This window comes from Stutzerimonas azotifigens (assembly GCF_013522725.1).
In the GTDB taxonomy this organism is placed as follows: Bacteria; Pseudomonadota; Gammaproteobacteria; order Pseudomonadales; family Pseudomonadaceae; genus Stutzerimonas; species Stutzerimonas azotifigens_A.
Genome location: NZ_JAAMRF010000002.1, coordinates 237,104 through 254,177 on the forward strand (window position 1 = coordinate 237,104; position 17,074 = coordinate 254,177).

A 17,074-nucleotide genomic window follows, 5' to 3' on the forward strand; every position below is an offset into this window, starting at 1 on the left:
GACGAAGTGCCTGCAGCCGGAGTTGGTCCAACCGCAGGCATCTGCTTAGAGCCTGAAACGCGCGACCTGTTGCTGCAGTTCGTTACCCAGGCGTGCCAACTCGATGCTCGACGCCGCGGTTTCCTCGCTGGAGGTCGCCGATTGCTCGGCCACTTCGCGCACGTTGACCACGCTGCGGTTGATCTCGTCGGCGACGCTGCTCTGCTGCTCGGCAGCCGCGGCGATCTGCAGATTCATGTTCTGGATCTGCGAGACGGTCTGGGTGATGGTGCTCAGGGCGAGGCCCGCTTCGCGGGTCAGGTCGACGGTCGAGGCGGTCAGCGCTCGGCTATCGTGCATCGTCGCCATGGCCTGCTGTGCTCCCTGTTGCAGCCCGGCAATCAGCGCTTCGATTTCGGAGGTCGACTGCTGCGTGCGCTTGGCCAGGCCGCGCACTTCGTCAGCCACCACCGCGAAGCCGCGCCCGGCTTCACCAGCCCGGGCGGCTTCGATGGCGGCGTTGAGCGCCAGCAGGTTGGTCTGCTCGGCGACCGATTTGATCACGTCCAGCACGCTGCCGATCCGCTCGCTTTCCGCGTTGAGGCGTTCCATGGCTTCGGCCGAACGCTGGACGCCCTGGGCCAGCTGCTCGATACCGTTGATCGCGGTGCTGACCACCTTGTCTCCCTGCTTGGCCTGCTGATCGGCCAGGCGCGCGGCCTGGGACGCCTCTTCGGCGTTGCGCGCAACTTCTTGCACCGTCGCGACCATTTCATGCATGGCGGTGGCCACCTGGTCGGTCTCGATTTTCTGGCTGCTGACGCCGGCACTGGTCTGCTCGGTGATGGTCGACAGGGCCTCGGCCGAGTGAGTGATTCGGGATACTCCACTGCCGATACGACCCACCAGGTGCCGGAGGCTGCCAGCCATTTCCGCCATCGCGTTCTGCAGCTGCCCGAGCTCGTCCAGGCGCTCGGTGGTCGCCTGGGCGCTGAGGTCACCCTGGGCGATGCGCCCAGCCAGGCCGAGCGTCTGGCGCAGCGGGCGGATGACCTGGCTGCCGATCGTCAATGCAGCCAGCAAGCCGAGCAGCAGGGCGGCGGTGGCCACCAGAATGACCTGCCGGATCGCTTTTCGGGTGGCCTCGGCCAGGGCGTCCTGGCGATCGTCCAGCAGGGCCTGGGCGTTTGTGCGCAGCGAGTCGGCCAGTTTCACCAGACCCGCGTCCACGTCTCGCCCGGTGGCCAGGCTCTCGCCAAAGGCACCGACCGATGCCTGGTAGGTGCGCAGGGCTTCGAGGGTGCTGGCCAGGTCGGCGGCGACCGGCGCCGGGAGCCGGCTGCGGCTGGCCTCGGCCGCCTTGAACAGCTGTTCCAGCGCGTCGCTGGCCAGCTGCTGCGATTGCGGCGTCTGCTGGAAGATGAAGCCGCGCACCAGATAGCGGATGTTGAGCACCTGCTTGTTCAGCGCCTCGGTTTCCCGTACCTGATCGATCAGGCCGGACGCATAGGGATCGTTCCTGATACTGCTATACAGGCGCTCCTGCAAGGCATTGAATCCAGCCAGGGTCTGCTCGGCGCTCTTGACCAGCACGCCGCGGATCTGTTCGCGGCCGGTGCGGATTTCGACCATCCGCTGCAGGGCGCTGCGATAGGCCGGGATAGTGTTCTGCAGCTCGCTGGCGATGGCCAGGCTGCTCGGCGAATCGAGCGAACCCGCGAAGGATTCGAGCAGTGACTGCATCTCCACGGTCAGCTCGACGACCTTGTCGGCATGCGCCTTTTCACCGGCGATGCCGAACAGGATGCGCTCGCTGCGGGCCTGCAATACCAGTTGTTGCAGCGTGTCGACCTTCAACAGTTCGCGATTGCTTTGCGCAACCTCGCTCAAGCTGCGCACGCTGAGCGCGGCCACCAGGCACGTCAGCAGGAGCACCAGGCCGAAACCCACGATGAGCTTGTTGGCAACCGACAGATCAGCCAGCCGCTTTTCACTCCATTGATACATCTTGTTCCCCAGTTCGATTAGGCCTGTCCGGTGAGACGCACCGGATTTGCGGAAACAGGGCTTCGGCAGGATCGTCGACAGCTTTAGTGGCATTCTGACGCCATTGAGGCGTCGTCGAGAAAATTGCAGGCGCGCTTGATCCAGGTCAATTCTTCCGCTCAATGCCGAGGAGAAACGGGTCGGCATGGCTTGTGCATTTTGGATAGCCGTGGTGGCGCCTCCCGCAACGTTTGGCGATATCCATGGCGGGTTGCCCCGGCCTGGTGCGTTTCGGCCGAGTTTGCGCCCAACCGACCCGCTCGCCGTCACAGCTCGAGGCCCCATTCGCCGCTCGCGGCGTCACCCCCCACAGAGGTTGCTATCGATGATTTCCAGCCGTGAACAGGTTACCCAGATGATCCTCGCCGCCAAGGTCGCCAGAGGCCTGAAGTGGTCCCAGGTGGCCGAAGCCGTCGGCCTGTCCAAGGAGTGGACGACAGCGGCCTGCCTGGGTCAGATGACCCTGGACAAAGCCCAGGCCGAAGTCGTCGGCGGGTTGTTCGGCCTGCCCGACGAGGCTGTCGCCTGGCTGCAGATCGTTCCCTACAAGGGCTCGCTGCCCACCGCCATACCGACCGATCCGTTGATCTATCGTTGGTACGAACTGGTCAACGTCTACGGCACGACGATCAAGGAACTGATCCATGAGGAGTTCGGCGATGGCATCATGAGTGCGATCGACTTTTCCATGGACATCCAGCGCCAGCCCGACCCCAAGGGGGATCGCGTCAACGTCGTGCTCTCGGGCAAGTTCCTGCCCTACAAGACCTACTGAGCGCCGCTGTCCGTGTGAGAAGGAGCGCCAGCCGGCGAGTCGCCAGGCCGACGTGATCGCGCGGTACGCCTGAAGGGCGAACCCGTCCATCCCCATCCTGCACTGGAGAGCCCATGACCTCATCCACCCGCTATCGCGGCGTACTGTCGCCGGTGATCACGCCGTTCGGCCCAAACCTTTCCCCTGGCGCCGAGCGGATGGTTCGCCATTGCCGCTGGTTGCTGGCCCAGGATGTCGGGCTTGCCATATTCGGGACCAATTCCGAAGCCAACTCGCTCTCGGTGAAAGAGAAGCGCGGTTTGCTCGATGCATTGGCCGAAGCCGGGATTCCCGGTGAGCGCTTGATGCCCGGCACCGGCTGCTGCGCGCTGAGCGACAGCGTCGAGCTGACCCGGCACGCGCTGGAGTGTGGCGCGGCTGGAGTGCTGATGCTGCCGCCCTTCTTCTACAAGGGCGTCTCCGATGATGGCCTGTTCGCGAGCTACGCCGAAGTGATCGAACGGGTCGCTGACGAGCGCCTGCGGATCTACCTCTACCACATCCCCCCGGTTTCCCAGGTGCCGATCAGCCTGGCGCTGATCGAGCGGCTGCTTGAGGCTTATCCGGGCGTGATTGCCGGTATCAAGGACAGCTCCGGCGACTGGTCCAACACCCAGGCGATGCTCGAACGCTTCCAGCCCAGGGGGTTCGACGTATTCGCAGGCAACGAGACTTTCCTGCTGGCTACCCTGCGCGGCGGCGGTGCGGGCTGTATCACCGCCACGGGCAACGTCAATCCTGGCGCTATCGTGCAGCTCTATCGCAGCTGGCAGGGCGTCGATGCCGACGCGCAGCAACAGGCACTCGACGCGACGCGCGCGGTCTTCCAGCGCTTCCCTATGATCCCGGCGCTCAAGGCAGCGGTGGCCCATTACGCCGACGACCCAGGCTACGCCCGCGTACGGCCACCGCTGGTAGCCCTGAGCGCAGCGCAGCGTGCTGACTTGCTGTCAGCCCTGACCGAGCAAGGGTTCGCGATGCCGGGGTTGTAAATCAGCGCCGAAACGGACCCCGTGGGAGCGGCTAACACATCGCCATGAGCCTGGTTTGCAGATTGACTGCCTCCCTCGGTCGGTATGCGCAATCAGGTCGGCTTGGGCTGACGCAAGGCTATAGCCCACTCATGCATAGATGGAACTCTCACCGCCCCTTTCTATCGAACCAAACGAAGCACATAACGGAGGCATCCGGATGAAATCACCTGCCAGGTGCTGCGTAATGTTGGTTTTTTTGTTATCCGCGGCTGGCTGTGATCAGCCAGCCGAAACCCCTGCGCCAGACACCAGTGCTCCCGACCAGACATCGCAGGAATCGACCGCACCACAGCCTCCTGTCAACACTGATAACGAGAATGCCAAGCGCACCTTTACATCCGATGCGCCGGATGCTGCAAACCCCACACCTGAAGCTCAAAGGAAGTGACTTCATTATCTACCGCTAACGGCACGATGGGTCTGGGCACCATGGTTGTAACGCTTCCACTTGATAGCTATTTAAACCACCGCCTATCAGGCCATCGCAGCAGCGTATAGTCCTTGACCAGACTGCCCACAATCACTGCTTGGAAGTTATGGCGAGGAAACGGTGTTGTTTCATACGCCATATAAATTCTTCCCTGACGATTACGCTTACTTAGCCAGTAAATGCACGATAGTTCCGCCTTTTTTTTGCCGTGCTAGATGAGGGCCTGAAGTATATTTCGGGCCAACATTGCGAATGGGATAATAGGCTTATAACACATCGGTATATTTCAATTGACCCGTCAAGCAGTCTAAGAGACAGCGTATTCGCCTATGTTCGGTCAACGCTCATTGGGTTAGTCAGGCGTCGGCCGAGATGCAATGTTCGCTGCTAACCTATACTTAGGCGTATGGGCCAAATGGCTGCATGGGACTTTTGTTACTGGCTTGCGCGGATAAATAGTTAGCCACGTACTTTAGGATTACGTTGATGACCGAACCTGCAAACTCCAAGCGCGCTGCTCGCTGGCCTATTTGGATCGCCGCATTTGGCGTATTGGTTTTTGGCTTGCCATTCTTGGCAGGCGGTGCCTATCTCGCCACCTTGGGGGGTTCCCTGTACTTCGTGCTGGCCGGTATTGGCCTGACCCTCTCGGCGGTGCTGCTGTTCAAAGGTCGCCTGATGGGCGCCTGGCTGTTTGCGGCCGTGATGCTGGTCACGGTCATCTGGGCCTTGGTCGATGCGGGGCTGGAGTTCTGGCCGTTGGTATCGCGAATTTACGCTTTGGCGGTGTTGAGCCTGGTCGTTGCGCTCGTCTACCCAACGCTGCGCCGGATTAACGGTTTTAATGCCGGACGCGGTGGCTATGCGCTGAGCGCGCTCCTGGCTATTGGCATAGTTGCGGGCGGCTGGGGCATGTTCATTCCCCATGCGCCCGTGGCGCCAACCGGCGATGGTCCGGGATTGACCGCCGTCGACCCTGACAATGCGCAGCAAGACTGGAAGCACTACGGCAATGACAACGGCGGTGGCCGCTTCGCCGCCGTCGACCAGATTAATCGCGACAATGTCGGCCAGCTCGAGCCGGCTTGGACGTACCGTACCGGTGACATTGCCGATAGCGACGGCAATGGCGCGGAAGATCAGCTCACGCCGTTGCAGGTCGGTGACAAGGTCTTCATCTGTACCCCGCACAATAACTTGATCGCGCTGGATGCCGATACCGGCAAGCAGTTGTGGAAAAACGAAATCAATGCCCAGACCAAGGTCTGGCAGCGTTGCCGCGGCCTCGCCTACTTCGATGCCTCCGAGCAGATCACTCCACCTACGGATGGCAGTACACCTCCCGTCCCGGTTTCCCTACCAGAGGGCACAAATTGTCAGCGGCGCCTGCTTACCAATACCGTCGATGCGCGGCTCATCGCGGTCGATGCGGATACGGGCGAGTTTTGCCGGGACTTTGGTGAGGATGGACAGGTCGATCTGAAAGAAGGCCTTGGGGACGTCCCTGACTCTTACTACCAACTGTCTTCTCCGCCACTGATGGCCGGGACGACTGTAGTCGTAGGCGGTCGCGTGGCTGACAATGTCCAGGCGGACATGCCGGGCGGCGTTATCAGAGGATTCGACGTCATCAACGGGCAAATGCGATGGGCCTTTGACCCAGGCAACCCTAAGGGCAGGAGCGCACCTACTGGCGAGAATACCTATGTGCGCAGCACGCCCAACAGCTGGGCGCCGATGACCTACGATCCCGCTATGAATACCGTGTTCCTGCCGATGGGCAGCTCGTCGACCGATATCTACGGCGTAGAGCGCACCGAGCTCGATCACAGGTACGGCGCCTCCGTACTGGCGCTCAACGCCAGCACTGGCGAAGAGAAGTGGGTCTACCAGACCGTCCACAATGACCTGTGGGACTTCGACCTGCCCATGCAGCCTAGCTTGATCCAATTCACCAAAGCCGATGGTACCCAGGTCCCGGCCGTCGTGATTGGCACCAAGGCCGGCCAGATCTATGTCCTGGATCGCGAGACTGGGCAGCCGCTGACCGAGGTGAAGGAAGTCCCGGTCAACCCTGCCAATATCCCCAATGAACCATATTCGCCCACCCAGCCACTGTCGGTCGGCATGCCGCAGATCGGTGCGTCACACCTGACCGAGTCGGATATGTGGGGCGCTACGCCGTTCGACCAGATGCTCTGCCGGATCGCCTTCAAGAAGATGCGCTATGAAGGCCTCTATACGGCGCCGGGCACCGATATTTCCCTGAGTTTTCCTGGGTCGTTGGGCGGGATGAACTGGGGCGGCCTGTCGACCGATCCGGTCCACGGCTTCATCTTCGTCAACGACATGCGCCTAGGTCTGTGGGTTCAGATGGTACCGCAGCAGCGCGATGCAGAGGCCTCCTCCGGTGGTGAAGCGCTGAATACCGGTATGGGTGCCGTACCGTTAAAGGGTACGCCGTACGCGGTCAACAAGAACCGCTTCCTCTCCCTCGCAGGCATCCCGTGCCAGGCGCCACCGTTCGGTACCCTGACCGCGATCGACATGAAGACCCAGAAGATTGCCTGGCAGGTACCGGTCGGCACTGTCGAAGACACCGGCCCGCTGGGGATCAAGATGCACCTGCCGATTCCCATTGGCATGCCAACCCTTGGCGGCACCCTGTCCACGCAGGGCGGGCTGGTATTCATAGCGGGCACCCAAGATTATTACCTACGCGCGTTTAGCTCGGGGGATGGTAAAGAGCTTTGGAAAGCACGCCTGCCGGTAGGCAGCCAAGGGGGGCCGATGACTTACGTCTCGCCTAAGACCGGCAAGCAGTACATCGTCATTACCGCTGGTGGCGCGCGGCAGTCGCCAGACCGTGGCGACTACGTGATCGCATACGCCCTGCCAGACGAGTGATAGACAGGGCCTCGTAGAGCGTCATTCGCAAATCCTGACGCTCGTCCGGGTCGACCCGTTACCTGATGCACATGAGTAGGGCCCTGCCACCTGCGGCGTAGGATATGGCACTCAAGGATAAATACCCTTCAGCCCAGCGCGACACCTCACACGGCAACCAGATGATCTTCCCCGACATGGCGAAACTGCTGGACGGGAGGCTCGAAGCCGTGGGGTTTGATCGGGTCTGGGGCATCGAAGGCCTGTAGCAGGCTCTTGAAGTCCCGGCGACGGTCGACGTCCGGCATCGGCACCGCCTCGAGCAGTCGGCGGGTGTAGGGGTGTTGCGGGTTGTGCAGGACCTGGTCGCGGCGGCCGATCTCGACGATGCGGCCGCAAAACATCACCGCCACTCGATGGCACAGGCGCTCGACCACTGCCATGTCGTGGGAAATGAACAGGTAGCTCAGGCCATGCTCGGCGCGCAGCCGTTCGAGCAGTTCGAGTACCTGCGCCTGCACCGAGACGTCGAGCGCCGAGACCGACTCGTCGGCGACGATGACCTTGGGGTTCAGCGCCAACGCGCGGGCGATGCAGATGCGTTGGCGCTGGCCGCCCGAGAACTGGTGCGGGTAGCGGCTCATGGCATCGGCCGGCAGATCGACCTGGCCGAGCAGCTCGGCGACCCGCTCGCGGCGCGCGGGGAGTGGCAGCCGGTCGTGTATCAGCAGTGGCTCGCCAACCAGCTCCAGGATCATTTTGCGTGGATTCAGCGCGGCGTAAGGGTCCTGGAAGATCATCTGGATGTCACGCCGTACCGCCTGTAGCGGCGTGCCGGTTAAGCCGTGCAGCTCGCGGCCTTCGAGCTGCACGCTGCCCTGGTAGTCGAGCATGTTCATCAGCGCCTTGCCGATGGTGGACTTACCGCAGCCGCTTTCGCCGACCAGTCCCAGGGTCTCGCCCTGGCGCAGATCGAAGCTGACGTCCTCCACCGCATGCACGTTCCTGCCGGGCTCCAGCCAGCCGCCACGCAGCGGGAAGCGCACCCGCAGGTCGCGCACCTGCAGCATCACCGGGTTGTCTTGCAGCGGCTGCGGTGGCGGCGCGGTGCCCAGCACAGGCACCGCATCGAGCAGCCGGCGGGTATAGGCCGCCTGGGGCGCGGTGAACAGCTCGCGCACCGGCGCGTGCTCCTCCATCCGACCCTGGTTCATCACCACCACCTGGTCGGCCATTTCGGCGACCACGCCCATGTCATGGGTAATCAGCAGCAGGCTGGTGTGGAAGCTCTGTTGCAGCTCGCGCATCAATTCCAGTATCTGCGCCTGGATGGTCACATCGAGCGCCGTGGTGGGCTCGTCGGCGATCAGCACCTGGGGCCGGCAGAGCATCGCCATGGCGATCATCACCCGCTGGCGCATGCCGCCGGACAGCTCGTGGGGGTACTGGACGAGGCGTTTTTCGACATCCGGCATGCGCACCGCATCGAGCATTTCGCGGGCGCGACGGCGGGCCTCGTCGCGGGTCAGCGGTTCGTGGCGGCGCAGGGTTTCGATCAGTTGCTGGCTGACGGTCATCAGCGGGTTGAGCGAGGTCATCGGCTCCTGAAAGATCATCCCGATCTGCTTGCCGCGCAGATGACGTCGCTCGTGCTCTGAGAGTCCGAGCAGGTCACGCTCGCCGAACAGGATGCGGCCTTCGGGCACCTGAGCGGCGCGTGGCAGCAGACCCATGATCGCCAGTGAGGTCAGCGACTTGCCGCTGCCCGACTCGCCGGCGATGCACAGGGTCTTGCCGGGTTGCAGGGCGAAGCTCAGGTCGTCGACCACACGGCGTGGGCCGAAGTCGATGGACAGGTGGTCGACGCAGAGAATGGGGCGATCGTTGGGTATCGAGGCGTTCACGGCAAACCTTTGACTTGCGCAGTGCGGTAAGGGCAGGGCGTTGCTCGCCATCAGGCGAACACCACCTTCGGCACGTAGAAGGACACCACCCAGTTGGGCATGTCGACGATCTCGCTGATGCGCAAATCGCCGCACACCGAGCAAAGCATGTAGGCCTGCTCGGCCGGCATGCCGTGCTCGCGGCAGAGCCAGTCGATGGCGTTCGACAGGGCGTCACGCGAGGCCTGCATCAGGTCCGGGGCGATGCCGGTGAAGGCTTCGTAGCCGGCGCTGTCCAGATGTCGCGTGACCGGGCCGGGGGTGCTGAAGCGCGGGGCCCTGAGGGGTGTGTCCTTGACCAGATCCAGCGTGACCACCACGTCCATCTGGCTTTCGATGGCGGTGCCGCAGACTTCACCGTCGCCCTGCGCCGCATGGGTGTCGCCGATGGAGAAGAGCGCGCCCTCGACTTCTACGGGCAGATAAAGCGTGGTGCCAGCGGCCAGGTCGCGGATATCCAGATTGCCGCCGACCCGACGCGGCGGGACCACCGAATGCAGGCCGGCCTCTGCCGGTGCCAGGCCGATGGTGCCGGCGAAAGGTTTGAGCGGCACCTTGGCGAATTCACCGAAGGCCGCTGGCGCCAGGCTCTGGGTGTCGTAATGCCAGAGCGCGAGCGCTGGGTCTTTGAACTGGTCGGCCAGCAGGCCGAAGCCCGGGATGTTGGCCGTCCAGCCGAAACCGGAGGGTTTGAAGCTGTCGATGGTCACCTTGACCACGTCGCCGGGCATTGCGCCTTCGATGAAGATCGGGCCGGTGACCGGGTTGATCTTGTCGAACGGCATGTTCGCCACATCGGCGGTGACCGAGTTCGGCGTGAAGTAGCCGTTGGACGAGTCGCGGCAGTGGAATTCGAGGGTGGTACCGGGGGCGACCCGTTCCACCGGGACGAAGCTGTTGTCCCAGCCGAAGTGGCTGTGGACGCTGTGAATGGTCTTGATCAGGCAGTTCTGGCACATGGATGGAGCCTCCGGCAGTCGATTCGAAGGCCCGGCGAACCGGGCAGGGTGGGCGCAACCGGAAGGGTCCGGCTGCGGCCACGGTGGCTAGCGGATCGTCACTGGCCCTTGATGTAGATGTAGTCATAGTTGACCGGCACATGCACCGGATCGACATAGAGCGCGTCGTCCCCGCCCATGCGTGCGGAGCGCACCGAGAAGCGCTGCTCGTTGAAGATCGGCACCCAGGGCGCGTCGGCCATGGTGTCGGTGAAGACCTTCTTCCACAGCGCGATGCGTTCGGCTTCCTGCTCCGGCTTGGCCATGCTGTCGGCCTTGGCTGCCAGCGCGTCGAGCTCCTTGTTGCAGTAAAGCGACCAGTTCCAGCCGCCTTCCACCGCGCCGGCGCAGCCGAGGATCGGGCCCCAGAAGTTGGACGGGTCCGGGAAGTCGGCGATCCAGGCCATGCCGCCCGACCAGACCATTGGTGCCTGGTCCTTCTCGCTGCCAGCGGCGATCACGTTGGCCTGGGCCAGCGATTTGATCTGCGCGCGGATGCCGACCTTGGCCAGGTCCTGCTGGATCGACTGGGCGATGCGCGGCTGCGGATCGGTGTTCATCACGTACAGCTCGGTGTCGAAACCATCCTTGAAGCCCGCTTCGGCGAGCAGCTTCTTCGCGCCCTCGACGTCGTAGGCGTAGCCTTTGTAATCCTCGTCGTATCCGGGCATGGCAGGCGGCAGCGGCTGGTTCGCCGGGGTAGCGCGGCCGTTGATGATGCGCACGATGCGATCCTTGCTGATCGCCATGTTCACTGCCTGGCGCACCTTGAGGTTGTCGAAGGGGGCGAGGGTGGTCTTGAGGGTCAGGTAGCCGGTGTGCAGTTGGTCGCCGACCACCAGCATGTCCTTGAATTTCGGGTCCTTGCGAAACTGCAGGAAGCGCGCCGGTGGCACGCCGTCGCCCGCGATATCGACCTCGCCTTTTTCCAGGCGCAGCAGGGCGACGCTCGGGTCCTGGCCGACTTCGAAGGTGATGCCGTCCAGGTACGGCAGGCCCTTGTTGAAGTAGTCCGGGTTCTTCTTGAACACCAGGCGCTGGCCGAGCTTCCAGTCCTGGAGGCTGAAGGCGCCGGTGCCGACCGGATGCTTGCCGAAATCCTCGCCCCATTGCTCGACCGCTTCCTTGGGCACGACGGAGGCGAAGTTGATCGCCATGACATGGAGGAAGGTGGCGTTGGCTTCGCTCAGGGTGATCTTCACCTGATAGTCGTCGACGACCTCGATGCCGCTGAGGCTGTCGGCCTTGCCTTCGGCCATCGCCTCGTAGCCGGCGATCGAACTAAAGAAGCCGGCGCCCGGGCTCTGGGTCTTCGGGTTGACGGTACGCTCGAGCGAGTATTTGACGTCGCTGGCCTTCATCTCACGGCCGTTGTGGAACTTCACGCCCTTCTTCAGGGTGAAGGTGTAGACGGTGCCGTCGTCGGAGATGCTGTAGTCCTCGGCCAGGTCCTTGACCAGCTCGGTGGTGCCCGGCTTGTAGTCCATCAGGCCGTCGAACAGGCTCTTGATCATCGACCAGTTCTGCCAGTCGTAGCCGATCGCCGGATCCAGCGTGGCGACGTCGTTCTGGTAGGTCACCACGGCATTACCGCCGGATTTGGCATTGGGGTCCCGGTCCGGCGACTCGTCGGCCAACAGGCCGCCGGCGAACAGTGTGGCCGCGATGGCCAGCGATAGTGCTTTGCGCTTCATGCTTCCTGCCCCTTGCTTTTGGTTAGTGTTTTTTCACATCGATGCGCGGATCGACCAGTGGGATCACCAGGTCGGCCAGCAGATTGCCGAGCACGATGGCCACGGCCGATACGGTGGTGACGCCGACGATCACCGGGATGTCCACCTGCTGGATCGCCTGCCAGGCAAGTTGGCCGATGCCCGGCCAGCCGAACACCGACTCGACCACCACCAGCCCGCCCATGAAGATGCCGATGTCGATGCCGATCATCGGGATCACCGGGACGATCGCGTTAGGCAGCACGTGGCGCAGGATCACCCGGCCACGGCTCAGGCCCTTGGCGCGGGCGGTGCGGATGAAGTCCTGGTGCAGCACCTCGATCATCGAGGAGCGCACCATGCGCGAGTACCAGCCGCTGCCGAGGATGCCCAGCGTCAGCGCCGGCAGCAGCAAATGCTCCGGCCCGCCGTAACCGCCCAGAGGGAACCAGCCCAGCTGCATGGCGAAGAAGTAGAGGAACAGCATCGCGGCGATGAACTGGGGTGCCGAGACGCCGATGAAGGAGAACGCCATGAGGATCTTGTCGGCCACGCCGCCGCGGCGCAGCGCCGCAATGACGCCCAGGCCGATGCCGATCAGCAGCTCGAAGCCGATACCGGCCGCCATCAGTTCCAGCGAAGGTCGCAGGCGCGAGCCGATCAGTTCGGCGACTTCGCTGCGCTGGATGTAGGAGCGGCCGAGGTCGCCCTGCACCAGCTTGACGAGGTAACGCCCGTACTGTTCGTAGAAGGGCAGATCCAGGCCGAGCTGCGTACGGATGCCGGCAACCACTTCAGGCGTCGCGCTGCGCCCGGCGATCTGCCGGGCCGGATCGGCCGGGAGCATGAACAGCAACAGGTAGGTGATGAAGGTGACGCCGAACAGGATCAGCAGTGCGTAGCCGAGGCGGCGCAGGATGAAGACAGACATCAGCGTCTCCCCACCAGTGTCGGGTCGAGCTCATCGCGCAGGGCGTCGCCAACCAGGTTGAAGGCCAGCGACAGCAGGATGATCGCCGCGCCGGGAATGAACACCAGCCAGGGCGCCTCGCTGAAGTAGGTCTGGCTCTCGAAGATGATGTTGCCCCAGCTTGGCGTGGGCGGCTGCACCCCGACGCCGAGGTAGGAAAGCGTTGCTTCCAGCAGCACTGTCGTGGAAATGCCGAGCGTCGCCCAGACCAGAATGGTTGGCAGCAGATGCGGCAGCAGGTGGGAGAACAGAATGCGCAGCGAACTGGCGCCCAGGGTGCGCTCGACCGCAACGAAGTCCCGTGCCCCGAGGGCGACGGTTTCCGAATAGATCACCCGGGCGATCTGCACCCAGTTCACCATGGCGATCACCAGCGCGACGATCCACACGCTCGGCTGGAAGATCGCCGCCAGGGCGATCGCCAGCAGCAGCGCCGGGAAGGCCATCATCAGGTCGGTGAAACGCATCAAGACGCTACCCAGCCAGCCGCGCAGGAAGCCGGCGGTCAGGCCGACAAGGGTGCCGATCAGCACTGCCAGGCCGTTGGCTACCAGGCCGATGAATAGAGAGGTGCGAGCGCCATGGATCAGGCGCGAGAGCAGGTCGCGGCCGAGCAGGTCGGTGCCCAGCCAATAGGTATCGTCCGGCGGTAGCGGGGCGCCTTCCATCGACAGGCCTTCGATGAACTGCTCGGACGGATCGTAAGGGCTGACCCAGGGGGCCAATATCGCCAGCACCACGATGATCAGGATCAGCAGCAGCGAAACGGCCACCGAGGGTCGCCGGCACAGGGCGAGCAGAGTGTTCATCGGCCGCCTCGCGGGATACCGGTGGACGGCACTGGCGCGCGGTCGTTCGCCAGTTCGACGCAGAGCGATTCGAGGCTTCGGTTCAGACGCATCGACAACCCGCGCAACCGCTCGTAGGCCGCTGCCTCGTCGATGCCATGCTCGGCCATCAGGCGGGCCAGCGCCTGCGCCAGCAACGGAGCGGACGACAGACGCCGCTGCAGGACCAGGCGCTCGTCGCGCTCGGCGGCCAGGCGCTGCTGCAGACCGATGGCCATCATCAGCGTGGTGTAGACCGAGCCCTGGGTGATCGGCTTGTTCAGCAGCGCGGTGGCGCCCAGTTCGATGGCGCGCTGGATCTGCGACAGGGTTTCGTGGGCGGTCAGCGCGATCAGCGGGACCCCGGCCGCTTCCAGCTGGCGCAGAGTTTGCGGACTGGCGAAATGTTCGAGCTCGACCACCGCGGCGAAGCAGTGCTCCAGCGCCACGGGCGCATCGGCGGTCGATGCCAGCGCGGTGATGCCCAGGCGCTGCAGGCTCTTGTGCAGGGCGCTGAGGGTGCGCTCTTCGCAATCGATGAGCAGCAGTCGGCCGCTTTCGAAATCCGGGCGTTTGAGCAGGCTCATTTAACGATCCTCAGCTGGAACGGCGTGGTCGCGCGCATGGGGCGCAGGTCGTTCAGGTCGGTGGCGGTCAGATAGGGGTCCGGTGCCACCACGCCCGCCTCGCTGTGCAGCAGGCAGAAGCGCCCGTTCTGCAGCTCGGCGATGTGGCTGGGCAGGCTGGTGTGGTTGTTGTGTGGCGAAATGCGCAACGCGCCGAGCGCGGTTGGCAGGGCGGCCTGATGCAGGTAGTCGGTAATCGCTTCGGGGCGATCGTCGCCGGTGTGTTGCAGGGCCCGGGCGAACAGATGCACGGCGGTGTAGGCACCGGTGTAATAGTGCGAGCAGCGTTGGAGCCCGTGTCGTTGCTGCTGGCGTTGGCTGAACAGCGGATCGACCGCCTCGAAGAAGGGCCCGCAGGAGAGCAGTCGCAGGTTGTCCAGCGTGCCCAGTTCGTCCAGTTCCGCCTCGGTGAGGTTGCAGCTGAGCACCGGCAGGCTGAGCCCCCCCAGCCCGCAGGCCTGATCGAGCTGGGCCAGGAAGGCGTAGGACGACTCGCCCACCAGGTTGTTGAGGATGAAGGCCGGCGGGTCGGCCATCATGGCCTTGATCGACTCGGCGAAGGCGGTCGAACCGAGGTGGAAATACTTTTCCGCCAGCACCTCGCCGTCGGCCGCCAGCAGCGCCTCGCGGGCGATGCGGTTGCTCTCCCAGCCCCATACATAGTTCGAGCCGATCAGCTGGGCGCGTCGTCCGAAGGTACGTAGCGCGTAACGCAGCAGCGGGATTAGTGTCTGGTTCGGGCAGCCGCCGAGGTAGAGCACATTTTCGCTGCTTTCGAAGCCTTCGTAGGGGCAGGCGTACCAGAGCAGTCCTGAGCGCTGTTCCAGGTCTGGGATGATTTCCTTGCGGCTTGCCGAAGTGATGGTGCCGAACAGGTGGCGGATGCCCGCGCCCATCAGCGCGGCGGCGCCTTCGCCGTAGCGGCCGAGCTGGCCTTGCGGGTTGATGTGGGTAGCGTGCAGCTGGAAGCCGTGGCGCGCGTCCTCGTTGATTTCGGCCAGTGCGTCGCGGGCGCCGGCCAGCGCATGGCTGCCCATTCGGCGATAGGTACCGTCGGTGGAGAGCAGCAGACCGATGGAAAAGGTACGGGGCATTTGTTCGCGTCCAAAAAAAAGCCTGATCGACCAGCAGGCTGGTGATCAGGCTTCTTTACCTGGCGCCATCGAGGCGCGGATGTCGGCAAGGCTTAAAGGACTAGGAGTCCCGGCTTGCGTGTTTGGCTTGCTCCATGAAAAAAGAATGCCAACTCGCTGCGGCTTCAACGAACGGGGCGTATGGGAGGCGCTGCGAGGCGCGGTGCGTTCTGTTTTACGGTTGGGCCGGGATGACGCTCAGCCAGCCGTAGACGCACGGACAGGGACGGCGCCCGGCGCCTTGTGTTCCATTATGGAGCGCAAGACGCAGAGACTGCATCGCGACGGTGCGTCAACTCAGCTGCTAGGGCCGAAGACTTCGTGCAGGTGCGCCTTGTAGGCGGCGATGTCGCCTTCGATGTCCGGTGCTTTGATCACGTCGGTGGCGAGGAACGTCGGCAGAGCCTGCAGGCCGAGGAATTCCTGGGATTTGTGGAACGGGAAGTAGACGCCGTCGACGCCTCGCCCCTCGAAGAAGTTGCCTGGCTCGTCGAAGGCGGCCTGGGGTGCGTTCCAGGTCAGCGAGAGCATGTAGCGGCGACCCTGCAGCAGCCCGCCGCTGCCGTAGTGGCGGCTCGGATCGTTGCGGCTGCGGCCATCGCTGGCGTAGAGCGTGCCGTGACCGGCGGTGAAGACTTCGTCGAGGTACTTCTTGACGATCCAGGGCGCACCCATCCACCAGCCGGGCATCTGATAAATGATCACGTCGGCCCAGAGGAACTTGGCGACTTCGGCTTCGATGTCGTAACCGGCATCGACCTGGGTCTCCTGTACCTCATGGCCCAGTTCGGCGAGCTCGCCACGGGCGATGTCATGCAGGGTGTGGTTGTAACGCCCCGCCGAATGGGCGAATTCCTTGGCGCCGTTGATCAGCAGAATTTTCATGAAACCTCCAAAAAGACCTGCGCTCCAGAACAAGCGCTATAAAAAGTAGAAGGATTATCTCCAGTCAGACTGTTGCGATTAAGACGCACGAAGGAAATTGACCGTTGCCTTCGCGGCAAGGATGCCTCTGCAACAGCATTTACCAATCGGAGGGGCCATGACCCTGAGCGAAAAACAGAAGATGCTGGCCGGAGAGCTCTACAGCCCCGGCGATGCCGAAATACAGGCCGACCAGACCGCGGCCAAGGCCTGGATGGTTCGTTACAACGCCGCCCTCGCGGCGGAGCCTGCCGAGCGCCGCACGCTGCTGGAGCAGCGCCTTGGCTCGGTCGGGCGCGGTGCGGTGATCCGGCCGCCTTTTCACTGCGACTATGGTTACAACATCCACCTCGAAGAGGGCGTGTTCCTCAACTTCAATTGCGTCATCCTCGATGTGGTCGAGGTGCATATCGGCGCCGATACCCAGATAGGCCCGGCGGTGCAGATCTATACCGCCGACCATCCCCGCGATGCCGAGCAGCGGCGCGCCGGGCTGGAATTCGGCAGGCCCGTGCGCATCGGCCGCAATGTCTGGATCGGCGGCGGGGCGATCATCCTCCCCGGTGTCGAGATCGGTGACGATGCGTTGGTTGGCGCGGGCAGCGTGGTGACCCGCGACGTGCCGGCTGGCGCCACCGTGATGGGCAATCCCGCGCGGCTGCGCTCGGGCGGTTGATCGCTCGTGTCCTCTACGGTTGATTGGTGTGAGCGTTTGGCCGCTACGCCGGTCACACAGGCATAGGCGTCTGGCA

At 63.6% G+C, this 17,074-nt stretch carries 13 protein-coding genes; 4 read left to right on the plus strand and 9 right to left on the minus strand.

Annotated elements, in window-relative coordinates; genetic code table 11:
• Positions 1-45: 45 nt before the first annotated feature.
• Positions 46-1,986: a HAMP domain-containing methyl-accepting chemotaxis protein gene (locus G7026_RS04015; RefSeq protein ID WP_181069482.1), complete on the minus strand. Its 1,941-nt coding sequence runs from the start codon at positions 1,984-1,986 to the stop codon at positions 46-48.
• A gap of 364 nt (positions 1,987-2,350) precedes the next feature.
• Here G7026_RS04015 and cynS point away from each other — a divergent pair, with 364 nt between their 5' ends.
• The 3 genes from cynS (at position 2,351) to G7026_RS04030 (ending at position 7,210) form a co-directional block, all read left to right on the plus strand.
• Entirely contained in the window at positions 2,351-2,800 is a 450-nt protein-coding gene (gene cynS / locus G7026_RS04020) for a cyanase (RefSeq protein WP_181069483.1), read from the plus strand.
• Between the two features lie 113 nt (positions 2,801-2,913).
• Positions 2,914-3,831 carry a dihydrodipicolinate synthase family protein gene (locus G7026_RS04025; protein ID WP_181069484.1) on the plus strand — a complete coding sequence of 306 codons (918 nt, stop codon included), beginning with the start codon at positions 2,914-2,916 and terminating at the stop codon, positions 3,829-3,831.
• A 958-nt stretch (positions 3,832-4,789) separates the two neighbouring features.
• Positions 4,790-7,210, plus strand: a complete 2,421-nt coding sequence (locus tag G7026_RS04030; protein WP_181069485.1) for a glucose/quinate/shikimate family membrane-bound PQQ-dependent dehydrogenase — start codon at positions 4,790-4,792, stop codon at positions 7,208-7,210.
• 146 nt (positions 7,211-7,356) lie between these two features.
• Here the strand turns inward: G7026_RS04030 and G7026_RS04035 are convergent, their stop codons facing one another.
• From G7026_RS04035 to G7026_RS04070, 8 genes are all read right to left on the minus strand, one after another.
• Entirely contained in the window at positions 7,357-9,144 is a 1,788-nt protein-coding gene (locus G7026_RS04035; protein WP_181069486.1) for an ABC transporter ATP-binding protein, read from the minus strand.
• Positions 9,144-10,091, minus strand: a complete 948-nt coding sequence (locus G7026_RS04040; RefSeq protein ID WP_181069487.1) for an acetamidase/formamidase family protein — start codon at positions 10,089-10,091, stop codon at positions 9,144-9,146. Before G7026_RS04040 ends, G7026_RS04035 begins: the two co-directional genes overlap by 1 nt.
• 98 nt (positions 10,092-10,189) lie before the next feature.
• The gene (locus G7026_RS04045) at positions 10,190-11,824 is read right to left on the minus strand and encodes an ABC transporter substrate-binding protein (RefSeq protein WP_181069488.1); all 1,635 of its coding nucleotides are present in this window, start codon (positions 11,822-11,824) and stop codon (positions 10,190-10,192) included.
• A 22-nt stretch (positions 11,825-11,846) separates the two neighbouring features.
• The gene (locus tag G7026_RS04050; protein ID WP_181069489.1) at positions 11,847-12,773 is read right to left on the minus strand and encodes an ABC transporter permease; all 927 of its coding nucleotides are present in this window, start codon (positions 12,771-12,773) and stop codon (positions 11,847-11,849) included.
• Complete coding sequence (locus G7026_RS04055; protein ID WP_181069490.1) at positions 12,773-13,621, minus strand: ABC transporter permease; 849 nt, start codon at positions 13,619-13,621, stop codon at positions 12,773-12,775. The genes G7026_RS04050 and G7026_RS04055 overlap by 1 nt, the downstream gene beginning before the upstream one ends.
• The gene (locus tag G7026_RS04060; protein ID WP_181069491.1) at positions 13,618-14,226 is read right to left on the minus strand and encodes an ANTAR domain-containing response regulator; all 609 of its coding nucleotides are present in this window, start codon (positions 14,224-14,226) and stop codon (positions 13,618-13,620) included. Before G7026_RS04060 ends, G7026_RS04055 begins: the two co-directional genes overlap by 4 nt.
• Positions 14,223-15,359: a transporter substrate-binding protein gene (locus tag G7026_RS04065; protein WP_181069492.1), complete on the minus strand. Its 1,137-nt coding sequence runs from the start codon at positions 15,357-15,359 to the stop codon at positions 14,223-14,225. The genes G7026_RS04060 and G7026_RS04065 overlap by 4 nt, the downstream gene beginning before the upstream one ends.
• 336 nt (positions 15,360-15,695) lie before the next feature.
• A complete protein-coding gene (locus G7026_RS04070) occupies positions 15,696-16,283 on the minus strand; it encodes an NAD(P)H-dependent oxidoreductase (protein WP_181069493.1) in 588 nt (195 codons plus the stop codon).
• Between the two features lie 157 nt (positions 16,284-16,440).
• On the opposite strand from G7026_RS04070, the gene G7026_RS04075 reads away from it, so the two are divergent.
• Positions 16,441-16,998: a sugar O-acetyltransferase gene (locus G7026_RS04075; protein WP_181069494.1), complete on the plus strand. Its 558-nt coding sequence runs from the start codon at positions 16,441-16,443 to the stop codon at positions 16,996-16,998.
• Positions 16,999-17,074 lie beyond the last annotated feature (76 nt).

What these genes read in the sequence shown, in the direction of transcription:
- G7026_RS04015 (WP_181069482.1), bottom strand. Translation starts at nt 1,986, where the DNA reads ATGTATCAATGGAGTGAAAAGCGGCTGGCTGATCTGTCGGTTGCCAAC.
- cynS (WP_181069483.1), top strand. Translation starts at nt 2,351, where the DNA reads ATGATTTCCAGCCGTGAACAGGTTACCCAGATGATCCTCGCCGCCAAG.
- G7026_RS04025 (WP_181069484.1), top strand. Translation starts at nt 2,914, where the DNA reads ATGACCTCATCCACCCGCTATCGCGGCGTACTGTCGCCGGTGATCACG.
- G7026_RS04030 (WP_181069485.1), top strand. Translation starts at nt 4,790, where the DNA reads ATGACCGAACCTGCAAACTCCAAGCGCGCTGCTCGCTGGCCTATTTGG.
- G7026_RS04035 (WP_181069486.1), bottom strand. Translation starts at nt 9,144, where the DNA reads ATGGCGAGCAACGCCCTGCCCTTACCGCACTGCGCAAGTCAAAGGTTT.
- G7026_RS04040 (WP_181069487.1), bottom strand. Translation starts at nt 10,091, where the DNA reads ATGTGCCAGAACTGCCTGATCAAGACCATTCACAGCGTCCACAGCCAC.
- G7026_RS04045 (WP_181069488.1), bottom strand. Translation starts at nt 11,824, where the DNA reads ATGAAGCGCAAAGCACTATCGCTGGCCATCGCGGCCACACTGTTCGCC.
- G7026_RS04050 (WP_181069489.1), bottom strand. Translation starts at nt 12,773, where the DNA reads ATGTCTGTCTTCATCCTGCGCCGCCTCGGCTACGCACTGCTGATCCTG.
- G7026_RS04055 (WP_181069490.1), bottom strand. Translation starts at nt 13,621, where the DNA reads ATGAACACTCTGCTCGCCCTGTGCCGGCGACCCTCGGTGGCCGTTTCG.
- G7026_RS04060 (WP_181069491.1), bottom strand. Translation starts at nt 14,226, where the DNA reads ATGAGCCTGCTCAAACGCCCGGATTTCGAAAGCGGCCGACTGCTGCTC.
- G7026_RS04065 (WP_181069492.1), bottom strand. Translation starts at nt 15,359, where the DNA reads ATGCCCCGTACCTTTTCCATCGGTCTGCTGCTCTCCACCGACGGTACC.
- G7026_RS04070 (WP_181069493.1), bottom strand. Translation starts at nt 16,283, where the DNA reads ATGAAAATTCTGCTGATCAACGGCGCCAAGGAATTCGCCCATTCGGCG.
- G7026_RS04075 (WP_181069494.1), top strand. Translation starts at nt 16,441, where the DNA reads ATGACCCTGAGCGAAAAACAGAAGATGCTGGCCGGAGAGCTCTACAGC.